Below are 12181 nucleotides of genomic sequence, written 5' to 3' on the forward strand. Positions count from 1 at the left end.
GGCGCGATGCTACGGCGAATCACGGGTCGGGGCTAGCTTGTGGTTCACGCCTTGCCTGATAGATCGCCTTCGCGAGCAGGCTCGCTCCCACAGTTAAGCGCTTGACCCTGTGGGAGCGAGCCTGCTCGCGAAGGCGCTCTATCAGGCAACGATGTCAGGCTCAGTGATTCGATCGCTGTCCCACCAGGCTATCCACCGACGGCACTCGCGTATCGCTTTCCATCTGCGTCTCGTGTTCGATCTGGTGACTGAACCGGTCCAGCGAGCCTTTGGCCGGCTGCGCGTCGCTGGCGAACACCGGCGGGCTGAGGATGTAGGCGCCGAGCAGGCGGCTGAGGGCGGCGAGACTGTCGATGTGGGTGCGTTCGTAGCCGTGGGTGGCGTCGCAGCCAAAGGCGAGCAGGGCGGTGCGGATGTCATGGCCGGCGGTGACCGCCGAGTGAGCGTCGCTGAAGTAGTAGCGGAACAGGTCGCGGCGTACGGGCAACTCGTTGTCACTGGCCAGGCGCAGCAGGTGGCGCGACAAGTGATAGTCGTACGGCCCGCCGGAATCCTGCATCGCAATGCTCACCGCGTGTTCGCTGGAGTGCTGGCCGGGAGCGACGGGCGCGATGTCGATGCCAACGAATTCACTGACGTCCCAGGGCAATGCCGCCGCGGCGCCACTGCCGGTTTCCTCGGTGATGGTGAACAGTGGATGACAGTCGATCGCCAGCTCTTCGCCGCTGTCGACGATCGCTTTCAACGCTGCCAGCAGCGCCGCGACACCAGCCTTGTCGTCCAGGTGGCGGGCACTGATGTGGCCACTTTCGGTGAACTCCGGCAGCGGGTCGAAGGCGACGAAATCACCGACGCTGATGCCCAGCGAGTCACAATCGGCGCGGGTCGCACAATAGGCGTCCAGGCGCAATTCGATGTGGTCCCAGCTGATTGGCATTTCATCCACAGCGGTGTTGAAGGCGTGCCCGGAGGCCATTAGCGGCAACACGCTGCCACGGATCACGCCGTTGTCGGTAAACAGGCTGACGCGGCTGCCTTCGGCAAAACGGCTGGACCAGCAACCCACGGGGGCCAGCGTCAGGCGGCCGTTGTCCTTGATGGCGCGCACGGCGGCGCCAATGGTGTCCAGGTGCGCGGAAACGGCGCGGTCCGGGCTGTTTTTCTTGCCCTTGAGGGTGGCGCGGATGGTGCCGCGACGTGTCATCTCGAAGGGAATGCCCAGCTCTTCGAGCCGCTCGGCGACATAGCGCACGATGGTGTCGGTGAAGCCCGTGGGGCTGGGAATGGCGAGCATTTCCAGCAGGACTTTCTGCAGGTAGGTCAGGTCTGGTTCCGGGTATTGGCGGGTCATGGAAACTCCTGATGAGTTGAGGGATCGTTTTCACGCGCAGCATAGGAATGAATCAAAGGTCGCTCTGCGTTCGGCTCTTGAGGGACGCGGAGCAAGGCTGCATTCCCACACAGCGCATGGCAACGATCGGGCGCTACACGGCCGGCTGACTGTGCGGAAACAACAGGTCTACAAACCGCTCGGCCGTAGGCTGCGGTTCATGGTTGGCCAGTCCGGCGCGCTCGTTGGCTTCTATGAATACGTACTGCGGTTGATCGGCGGCAGACACCATCAGGTCGAGTCCGACCACGGGAATATCCAGCGCCCGCGCCGCGCGCACCGCGGCGTCCACCAACGTGGGATGAAGAATCGAGGTGACATCTTCGAGAATCCCACCGGTATGAAGATTTGCCGTGCGCCGCACGAAAAGGTGCTCGCCCGGCGGCAGTATGCTGTCGTAGTCGTAGCCCGCTGCCTGCACGGTGCGCTCGGTCTCAGGGTCCTGCGGGATCTTGCTTTCGCCGCCTGTAGCCGCCTGGCGCCGTCGACTCTGGGCTTCGATCAGCGCGCCGATGGAGTGCTGGCCATCGCCCACCACCTCGGCGGGCCGTCGAATCGCCGCAGCGACCACTTCAAAGCCGATCACCAGAATTCGCAGGTCGAGACCTTCATGGAAGCTTTCCAGCAGCACGCGACTGTCGTACTGACGGGCGGCTTCGATGGCGTTCTGGACCTCTTCGATGGTCTGCAGATCCACCGCCACGCCTTGCCCCTGTTCACCGTCCAGTGGCTTGACCACCACTCGCTGGTGTTCGTCGAGAAACGCCAGGTTGTCATCGGCGTTACCCGCCAGTTGCTGCGCGGGCAGGTTCAGGCCTGCCGCCGTGAGCGCTTTATGGGTCAGGCTCTTGTCCTGGCACAGGCTCATGCTGATGGCACTGGTCAGGTCGGTCAGTGACTCGCGGCAACGTACCCGCCGTCCGCCGTGGCTGAGGGTAAACATCCCCGCCGCGACATCATCGACCTGCACATCGATGCCGCGACGATGGGCTTCCTCGACGATGATCCGCGCGTAGGGGTTGAACTTGGCTTCAGGGCCGGGACCGAGAAACAACGGCTGGTTAATGCCGTTCTTGCGCTTGATCGCAAAGGTCGACAGGTTGCGAAAACCGAGCTTGGCGTAAAGATTTTTGGCCTGGCGATTGTCGTGCAGCACGGACAAGTCCAGGTAACTCAGCCCACGGCTCATGAAGTGTTCAATCAGATGCCGCACCAGCACCTCACCGACACCTGGCCGCGAACAGTGCGGATCGACGGCCAGGCACCAGAGGCTGCTGCCGTGTTCCGGATCGTTGAACGCCTTGTGATGATTGAGGCCCATGACGCTGCCGATGACTGCGCCGCTGTCCTCGTCCTCGGCCAGCCAGTACACCGGGCCGCCCAGATGACGGGGGGTCAGCAAGCTGGCATCGATCGGCAACATGCCGCGTGCCTGATACAGCTGGTTGATCGCCTGCCAGTCGGCATCGCCTTGCGCGCGACGAATGCGAAAGCCGCGAAACACGCGGGTCGCCTGACGGTAATCGCTGAACCACAACCGCAAAGTATCGGAGGGGTCGAGAAACAACTGGGCCGGCTCCAGCCCCAGTACTTGCTGGGGCGCGGCGACATACAGGGCGATGTCGCGCTCACCCGGTCGTTCATTGAGCAACGCCTGGGCAAGGCTCGTCGGGTCGGGGAACGTATGGCCGATCAACAACCGGCCCCAGCCGCAATGCACGGCAATCGGCGCAGTACTGAGTTCACTGCCGTCTTCGGCCAGGCGTGCCTGCAAGCGTTCGTAAGAAGGCGCCTGACCGCGTAACAAGCGTTGGTTATACGCCGTGGCTTGAGGTTTCATCGATCAGATTCCTTGTTCACTGAGCCACAGGTTCAGCGCCGCCAATTGCCACAGCTTGGAGCCGCGCAACGGAGTCAATTGGCCTTGTGGGTCCGTCAGCAAGCGGTCGAGCATCGCCGGGTTGAACAGGCCACGATCCTGGCTCGGATCCAGCAGCAATTCACGTACCCAGTTCAGCGTGTCACCCTGCAAATGCTTGAGACCCGGCACCGGGAAGTAACCTTTTTTGCGGTCGATGACTTCGCTTGGAATGACCAGGCGCGCCGCTTCCTTCAGGACTTGCTTGCCTCCGTCAGGCAGTTTGAATTTGCCCGGCACCCGGGCTGACAATTCCACCAGGCGATAGTCGAGAAACGGCGTGCGCGCCTCCAGGCCCCAGGCCATGGTCATGTTGTCGACGCGTTTGACCGGGTCATCCACCAGCATCACCGTGCTGTCCAGACGCAAGGCCTTGTCCACCGATGCATCGGCGCCGGGTTGTGCGAAATGTTCCTTCACGAAGTCACCAGCGGCGTCATTCGCGGTCAGCCATTTCGGCTGGACGGTGGCGGCGTAGTCCTCGTAGCTGCGGTCGAAGAACGCATCGCGATACGCCGTGTAGGGATTGGCTGCGCCATCCACTTGCGGATACCAGTGATACCCGGCGAACAGTTCGTCCGCACCCTGGCCGCTTTGCACCACTTTGCAATGCTTGGCCACTTCGCGCGATAACAGATAGAAAGCGATGCAGTCATGACTGACCATCGGCTCGCTCATCGCGCGGAAGGCGGCGGGCAGTTGCTCGATGATCTCTTTTTCGTCGATGCGCAATTGATGGTGTTGGGTGCCGTAATGCCTGGCGATCAAGTCCGAATACTGGAACTCGTCACCGCGCTCGCCACCGGCATCCTGGAAGCCGATGGAGAAGGTCGACAGGTTTTCCACACCGACTTCACGCAACAGGCCGACGAGCATGCTCGAATCGACACCACCCGACAGCAGCACGCCAACATCCACCGCCGCCCGTTGACGAATCGCCACCGCATCGCGGGTGCTGTCGAGTACGCGGTCACGCCAGTCCTCGAGCGTCAGATTGATCTCGTCGGCACGTGGGCCGTAGGGCAGGGTCCACCAGGTTTTCTGTTCGGTTCGGCCATCCGCGTCAATGCGCATCCAGGTTGCCGGTGGCAGTTTTTCGATGCCGGCCAGCAGAGTGCGTGGGGCTGGGACCACGGCATGGAAATTCAGATAATGATTCAGGGCCACCGGATCGAGAATCGGGTTAATGTCGCCGCCCTTGAGCAGCGCTGGCAAAGCCGAAGCGAAGCGCAGGCGCTGGCCGGTGCGCGACAGGTACAGCGGCTTCACACCGAGACGGTCACGGGCGATGAACAGGCGCTTGGCGTCGCGTTCCCAGATAGCGAAGGCAAACATGCCGTTGAGCTTGGGCAACAGCGCTTCGCCCCAGGCGTGGTAGCCCTTGAGCAACACTTCGGTGTCGCCGCCGGAATAGAAGGCATAACCGAGGTTTTCGAGTTCGCTTCGCAGCTCCGGGAAGTTGTAGATCGCGCCGTTGAAGGCCAGGGACAGGCCCAGTTGGGTATCGATCATCGGCTGTGCCGAGCCGTCCGACAGGTCCATGATTTTCAGGCGGCGATGGCCGAGGGCAATCGGCCCTTGGCTATGAAAACCCCAGGCGTCAGGGCCTCGAGGCGCCAGGTGATGGGTGATTCGCTCAATGGCTGCAAGGTCTGCAGGTTGATTGTCAAAACGTAACTCGCCAGCTAATCCGCACATAAATTCCTTACCGGTTTTTCCGTTGGGGAGGGTCAATCCGCACCATGCCAGAAGGGCAGGTACTCAGAAACTGACCCGCCTCGCTTGTGGGAGTTTTAGAACGATAAGTTATAAGAAGGAATTGCCGGACGAATGGCAGGCACGGCAGAAACGCTCTTGGCCGTGGCGGTAACTATTGATGGGATGCATAGAAGTAGCTGCTTGGATGGGGGGCGATCCAACCCGGTATTCGAATTATCAATTGCCTGCGGTGCTTCCTAAACTGAGCGTCTCTTAACGCAATAAGGATATTGCTCATGCAGGCTACGACTTCCAAACCCGCCCCCGTGGCGGTGCCACTGACATCGGCACAACGTCTCGAAGCCTTGTTGGAACACACGGGCGACCTGGACAAGGCGCAAGTGCTGCAAGCGTCTATCGCCCCTTGGTTGGCGACCGCGGATTTGAGCGTGGTGCAGGCTTTGAAGGCGGCGTTCGAGCAGTCTTTTGTGACCCAGGGCAAGGTCACCGAGGCGCTCAAAAAGCTCAAGCCTCTGGACGAATTCTGCAAAGAGCAACTGACCGCATTCCTCAAGGGTAAATGGACGGTCGATTTCGACGTCGAGCGGGACATGCTGGACATTACGAAAACACTGTACACGTCCACAGGCGTGCTCCCCGTCTTCGGATCCGCTGGTCGAGTAACCACCACATCACGCAGCTTGCTTCAGGCCGCCATGGAAAACTTTACGGCTAAGGAAGCCACGAGCGGCGGTTTTTCAGCGGACTCGGTTATACGCATCAATGAACAAGCCCAATCAGGCGCTGAAATCATCCCTGTAAAATTCGCCGCCCTGTCGCGTGAGCTCGACCTGGGCGCCCGCTATCAGCGCCATATTGACCAGGCTTTGGCCTTGCCGCCCAGACCCGCCAATGATGCGCCTGCCGATGATCGGCCCAGCATCGCGGATATCCGGCGGCTGAAGATGCTGGATATGCGCGTCGTCCTGCACATGGCCTCCCTGAAAAAGGACATCACTGCCGCTGCCTACACGATGCTGCTGAGTGTGATCGATCAGGATCTCCCGGCAGCTCAAGCCAGCGGCGTGCTATTCGATGGTGGGCCTGTGCAGTGGCAGGGCTTGATGATTCATGACGCCTGCATCTGTGGGGCACTGGTCTTCAGCAAAGTCTCCATCGATACCGAGCCGAAGGCCCGGTGTGTGGTTTACATGCCGAACGAACCCCGACGACCGCTGTATGAATACGCTTCGCTGGATGACTTCAAGGTCTACCTGACCCTCCACTTGCAAAGCAAAAGCTACAGAAAGTCTTTCGCCGAGCAGTACCTGCATGGCCAGGATAAAACCGGTTTTTTTACCGAGTTTGACAAGGATAAGACCCTGGGCACACTCGTTGCCGCGCCTGGCGACACTTGCCTTGGTGATTTTTTCTTCAGCACTTTTGTCAGTACGACTAAAAAAAATGCACGAATGCTTGCGGTGCCGACTGCAGACGTCGATGAGCAAGAGCGGGAAAAAAACCTTCAGGCATTGCTCGATGGTGGTCTTCTGCTGTTGAACGCAGCCGCTTTTTTTGTACCGGTGATCGGCCAGTTCATGCTGGCTACGGCTGTCGTCGACATCATCAGTGAAGTGTATGAAGGCGTGGTTGAGTGGACGCACGGAGAGCGGACCGCTGCTTTGTCCCATTTGCTGAGCGTTGTGGAAAACGTCGCGCAGTTGGCAGCGTTTGCCGTCGGCGGGAAAATTATCGCGACCACTATCGGTAAGGGCGTAAAGGAGCAGGGAGCATTCTTCGACGGTTTCGAGGCCGTCACTTGCGCTGATGGTCGAGCCAGATTGTGGAAGCCCAACCTCGACACCTATGAACAGACCACGACTCTGCCAATCGGCGCGCAACCTGATGTGCAAGGCCTCTACCGGCATGCCGGGCAGACGTCGATCGTCATCGAGGGAGTTCCTTATCGAGCCACCCGCAACGCCGCCGGATCGGCATGGACGCTCAATCATCCTGTGCGCACCGACGCATTCGCGCCTGCCGTCGAGCGAAATGTGGAAGGGGGCTGGCGGCATGTTCATGAGCACGCGCACGAGTGGCACGACGGTGCTTATGCATTGGGGCGCACGGATCCGCGCCTGAGTGATCTGGGCAGTGATCTGGAAGCGATTGCCGACATCATCGACATGACGCCTGACACGTTGCACCAGCTTCATCAAAGCAACCTCAAGTTACCGCAGCGGCTGAAGGACTGTGTCGAGCGCTTCAGGATTGACCGGCGCATCACTGCGATGGTCACGGCAATGGAAGAGGGAGAGAGCGCAAACAAGGACTTCATCCAGGAGCAACTGCATACACTGCCGAGGTTGCCAGGCTGGCCGGCGGAACGCTTCATCGAAGTGCGCGACGAGGCGGACCTGGTAGTGTCCCGCTTCCCCGAGACAGGGCCACACGAGGATGAAAACGTCAACAGCGTGCTTGTTTATCAGTCGGATCTGGAGTCTGGGAAACTGCTCGACAAAGTCATCGGTGGTCTCTATCCGGCAGAGGTGCAGGGCATCATCGCAAGCACAACCACGGAATCGAAATCGCAGCTGTTGGCGAAGAAGATCGCGACGAGCCTCAAGAGTAATCGCCAACCGCTGTTTGACTGGCTCTATAAAACCTGGGACGGCACCGCCACCGGTGACGTTGCGACGCTGGGTGAACACGCCGCAGACCTTCCCGTTCGCGTGCGCCAGGAATTGCTGGATAACGCCTCTGGCAACGATCGCAGCTTTCTGCGTGACCGCAAGATCCTCGGCATGGATCTCGCGGGGCAGGTCAGCGAGGCACAGGCACTGCTCAGGCAGGACCGTGCGCTCACCGGGTTGCACCTGCCGCATTTGGCTAATGCCGATACCAACAGACTGACGCTCTGGCTGATGGAAAGGGTGCACGGCTGGGATGAAAGCTGTCGGCTTGAAGTGCGACAGGGGCGAGCAACCGGCACCTTGCTGGACAGCGTCGGTGCAGTGGATGCAGAGTCGCTCGGTATCATTGTAAAGACGCCCACCGGCTACCAGGTCACTCAAACCAATGGCAATTTTTCCTCCACGTTGATGAGCGACACGCTGGTCACGTCGATACTTGACGCTTTGCCAGCCACCCAGCGCACTCGCATGGGGCTCACGGGCGATGGTGTGCAGGACGTCCGTGCTCTTCGTTCAAGACTGTCGAAGGCCGGCGCCGGCGATCCGGCGCGTACCGGGCGCGTGTTACGGGGAGAGCGCAGTGATACTCCCAAACACCTGGCTGCCTGTGTACTGGCAGATCCTCCCGCTGCGGGCACTTATGCAAGGGCCTTGATTCGTAAAGTTAAAAAGCTTTATCCACTGTTCTCCGATGCCCAGGCTTCGGTGTTTCTCGACAGCGCCGGCACTACCCAGCTGCAGCGGGTGAATCGAATCAAGGCGCTGGAGCTGCAACTGAAAAAACTGCTCGATGTGCTGCACGCCTGGCGTGACGATGAAGTGGCAATGAAGAAACTGCCGGGGCAGCTCAATGACATCCGTGTCAGCCGTCGACAGGTGGCCAATGCCATCGAACGATGCTGGCGCCGGATAGCATGGTCCACTCAGGGTTCTACAACGCTCACGCTGGAGCGCAACTTTGTAGGCCCATTGCCGACGCTGACCGAGCAAGATGTCGCCCATGTGCGCAGTCTTTCCGTCAAGGACATGCAGGCTGGCGATGAGTTGGCGTACTTCCTCAAGCCTTTTAAAAAGCTGGTCACTCTGAAACTGGACCGCAATAAGCTCACACGATTGCCTGAAGTGCTGTCGCACATGCCCGATCTCAGGCATTTGAGCCTGGAGGATAATCAGATACAGCTGACCGAACACACCTTGCGCAAACTGGCGGACATGCGCAATTTGCGTGCGTTGGGGCTCAATGGCAATCGCCTGGGGGCCACGATTGACATCAGCAAAATGCTGAACCTGAAAGAGCTGTTACTGCGCGATACTCATGCGACGGAATTGCCTGTCGGACTTTCCCGTTTGCCGTATCTGGACTTCGTGGACCTGCGGGGAAACCTGATTCGGGAACTGCCGGAGTGGCTGTTTCAACTCCCTCAGCGATTCGCCCTGGCGATCAACTTGCGCCATAACCCTGTATCCGCGTCTAGCCGAACAAGGCTTGCGGCCTATCATGTTCGTACGGGCATCGGGATGGGGCTGCTGCCAAACGATAACGCGGTGCTCAATGATCAAAGGGCTCGAGACCTTTGGATGCCCAAACTGGTTGAAGAGACCTATGCCAGTCGTAATCGTGCATGGCTGGCGTTGAAGCACGAACCCGGATCGAAAGCATTCTTTGAGTTGCTGGCAGAAGTTGGAAATTCGGCCGATAGCCGTTATGTGAATGAAGACATGACCCGGCGGGTCTGGAGTGTCATTGAGGCGACCCAGGCTCACTCGGCATTACGTACTCAATTGCTGTCAATGGCAGTCAAGGCCCATTGCGCTGATGACGCGGCGACGATCTTCAGTAATCTCGAGGTCGCTGTCGAAATTGACAGGGTGGTTCGGCTGTCCGCCAACGCCCATGATCAGGCCGCTCGGTTATTGAGACTCGGGCGAAGTCTGTTTCGCCTGGATTACCTTTCCAGAATTGCTCGGGAAAATTCCCAGGTCAATCCAGCACTCGATGCGGTGGAAGTGGAGTTGGCTTATCGCACCGGCCTGGCCGACAGGCTTGACCTGGTCGGCCAGCCCCAGCACATGCGTTATGCATCGCTCAGTGGCGTCAAGGCAAATGACCTGGAGTTGGCCTACAACAAAGTCCTTGCCGCGGAAATTTCACCTGAGCTATCGACCTATATCACTGGCCGTACGTTCTGGAGCGACTTTTTGCGACAGCAACATGGCAAACAATTCACCGACCTGACCGCCCCCTTTCACGTGCGGATGGAAACGGCCTTTGAAAACGAGGCAACGCTGGGTGCGAATTATCGCGCCACAGTGGACGGCATCGCCGATGAGTTGCACAACGCCGAGGCCGCTTTGTTGAAGCGTCTGACCGAGGCGGCCATGGAAGCTGACGAGTCAAGGACTTGCTTTGCGCTGGATTGATCGCTTTACGCCTTGCCTCGAATCAATCGGCGCAAGGCGAAACGGTTCGGATGGCAAGCCTCGGCGACGGTCCTGGGCAATGGCAGCGGTTCGTTATCCAGCCACGCGGCGATCAATTCGCCTGACAGTGGCGCTGTGATCAATCCTCGCGATCCGTGGCCGCTATTGACGTACAAGCCATCCAGCCAGGGGCAAGGGATGTCCGGGGTTTGTCGGGCATCCTTGCTCAAGGCGCTGTAGGCGTCGGCGAATGCCTGGCTGTCGGCCAGTGGCCCGACAATCGGCAGGTAATCCGGGCTGGTACAGCGAAACGCTGCACGACCTTCAAGTTCATCGGCTTGCAAGGTGTGCGCACCGAGCCGAGCGACCAGATCCAGCGAGATTTCTTCGAGCATCTGCAAGTTACCCAAATGCTCGGCAGTGGTCGGGGTCAGGTCGTCGCTGTTGAAATCGAAACTCGCCCCCAGCGTGTGTTCGCCCAGGCGTGCCGGCGCGATATAGCCTTCGGCGCACACTACGGTATTCAGCGTCCGGCTTTCGGTCGTTTGGGGCAAACGGGTGATTTGTCCGCGAATGCGTTTGAGCGGCAACTCGCTGCTGTAGGTGAATCGCTTGATCTCGGCGGCACCGGCCAGCACCACGGTGGGTGCGTCGGCCAACAAGCTGTCGCCATCCCACGCTTGCCAACCGCCGTCCACGCGGCGCAGCTCCAGCACATCGTGATGGGTTAGCAGTTCAACGTTCGATTGCCCAGCCTGCCATTGGCACAGCGCAGGCGGGTGTACCCAACCGCCTTCGGGGTAAAACAGGCCCCCCGATGGCAGTGCGATACCGGCGCGAGCCTCGGCGTGTGCCTGATCGAGTGTGTGCAGTAAGTCACTGGGGAACGCCGTCGCCAATTGCGCCTGACGCTCGGTTTCCTTGGCATTGAAGGCCAGTTGCAAGACGCCGCAATCGTCCCAGTCAACGCCCCGTTGCAAATGCTCAAGCAAGCGCCGGGTGTAACCGAAGCCGCTGACAATCAATTGCGACAGCGCTGTGCCGTGGGCGGAAAGCTTGAGGTACAGCACGCCCTGGGGATTGCCCGAGGCTTCCTGCGCCAGCGCATCGTGACGTTCCAACAGACTCACCTGCCAGCCGCGAGCAGCGAGGCTGGCAGCCGTGGCACAACCGGCCAACCCGGCACCGATCACCAGCGCGCGACGCTCAAAGGTGAGCGAGGCCGGGCGGGCAAACCAGGGTTTCGCCGCAGCGGGTGCCGGGTTTTCCGCAGGCCAGCCGAGGAAGGTGCCGCGCAGGATTTCCCATTTGTGGCCGATGCCGGGCGTTCGTTTCATCTTGAAGCCGGCGGCATTCAACAGGCGACGCACCCAACCCGTGCTGGTGAAGGTGCTGATGGTTGAACCGGGCGCCGCCAGTCGGGCCAGCTCGGCAAACAGTTCGGCGGTCCACATGTCGGGGTTTTTCGCCGGGGCGAAGCCGTCGAGAAACCAGGCGTCGATCTGCGCGTCCAATTGCGGTAGCAACGCCAGTGCATCGCCAATCAGCAAGGTGAGCGTGACGCGGCCGTTATCCAGGACCAGGCGCTGGAAGCCCTGGTGGATCGCCCTGTATTGCGCCAGCAGTTGATCGGCCAACGGCTTGAGTTCCGGCCACAACGCCAGCGCTCGTTGCAGGTCGGCAAGACTCAGCGGGTACTTTTCGACACTGACAAAATGCAACCGTGCACCGGCCGCAGCGTGCTGCTCGAACAACTGCCAGGCGCACAAGAAATTCAATCCGGTACCGAACCCGGTTTCGCCAATCACCAATCGACCGCCCGCTGGAAGCGCCGCGAAACGCTCCCCCAAGGCATTCTGTTCCAGGAACACGTAGCGGGTTTCGTCCAGCCCTGACAGGTCGGAAAAATACACATCGTCGAACACCCGCGAGCGCGGGAGCCCTTGTTCGTCCCAGTCGATCTGGGCGTGGGGCATTACAGGTTTCATGGCAGGCTCGGTAACGGCAAGGTCGCCATTCTATCCGATCGCGGCAGGGGGCATGATCCATGGCAAGACCTGC

At 60.0% G+C, this 12181-nt stretch carries 5 protein-coding genes; 1 reads left to right on the forward strand and 4 read right to left on the reverse strand.

What is annotated here, in order from left to right; all coding sequences use genetic code 11:
• Positions 1-160: 160 nt before the first annotated feature.
• From PG5_RS25660 to PG5_RS25670, 3 genes are all read right to left on the reverse strand, one after another.
• Positions 161-1351 (reverse strand): osmoprotectant NAGGN system M42 family peptidase, encoded by a 1191-nt coding sequence (locus tag PG5_RS25660; RefSeq protein ID WP_020799982.1) that lies wholly within the window; start codon positions 1349-1351, stop codon positions 161-163.
• Positions 1352-1484: 133 nt separating this feature from the next.
• Positions 1485-3230 carry an N-acetylglutaminylglutamine synthetase gene (gene ngg / locus PG5_RS25665; RefSeq protein ID WP_020799983.1) on the reverse strand — a complete coding sequence of 582 codons (1746 nt, stop codon included), beginning with the start codon at positions 3228-3230 and terminating at the stop codon, positions 1485-1487.
• Positions 3231-3233: 3 nt separating this feature from the next.
• On the reverse strand, positions 3234-5006 hold the full coding sequence (locus tag PG5_RS25670; protein ID WP_020799984.1) for an N-acetylglutaminylglutamine amidotransferase: 1773 nt from the start codon (positions 5004-5006) through the stop codon (positions 3234-3236).
• Between the two features lie 296 nt (positions 5007-5302).
• Between PG5_RS25670 and PG5_RS25675 the strand changes: the two genes are divergently transcribed.
• Positions 5303-10120, forward strand: a complete 4818-nt coding sequence (locus tag PG5_RS25675) for an NEL-type E3 ubiquitin ligase domain-containing protein (protein ID WP_020799985.1) — start codon at positions 5303-5305, stop codon at positions 10118-10120.
• Positions 10121-10125: 5 nt separating this feature from the next.
• Here PG5_RS25675 and mnmC read toward each other — a convergent pair whose 3' ends face one another.
• Positions 10126-12108, reverse strand: a complete 1983-nt coding sequence (gene mnmC, locus PG5_RS25680; protein ID WP_042955737.1) for a bifunctional tRNA (5-methylaminomethyl-2-thiouridine)(34)-methyltransferase MnmD/FAD-dependent 5-carboxymethylaminomethyl-2-thiouridine(34) oxidoreductase MnmC — start codon at positions 12106-12108, stop codon at positions 10126-10128.
• Positions 12109-12181: the final 73 nt, after the last annotated feature.

The sequence above is a fragment of the Pseudomonas sp. G5(2012) genome, from assembly GCF_000408945.1.
Lineage (GTDB): Bacteria > Pseudomonadota > Gammaproteobacteria > Pseudomonadales > Pseudomonadaceae > Aquipseudomonas > Aquipseudomonas umsongensis.

What these genes read in the sequence shown, in the direction of transcription:
- PG5_RS25660 (WP_020799982.1), bottom strand. Translation starts at nt 1,351, where the DNA reads ATGACCCGCCAATACCCGGAACCAGACCTGACCTACCTGCAGAAAGTC.
- ngg (WP_020799983.1), bottom strand. Translation starts at nt 3,230, where the DNA reads ATGAAACCTCAAGCCACGGCGTATAACCAACGCTTGTTACGCGGTCAG.
- PG5_RS25670 (WP_020799984.1), bottom strand. Translation starts at nt 5,006, where the DNA reads ATGTGCGGATTAGCTGGCGAGTTACGTTTTGACAATCAACCTGCAGAC.
- PG5_RS25675 (WP_020799985.1), top strand. Translation starts at nt 5,303, where the DNA reads ATGCAGGCTACGACTTCCAAACCCGCCCCCGTGGCGGTGCCACTGACA.
- mnmC (WP_042955737.1), bottom strand. Translation starts at nt 12,108, where the DNA reads ATGAAACCTGTAATGCCCCACGCCCAGATCGACTGGGACGAACAAGGG.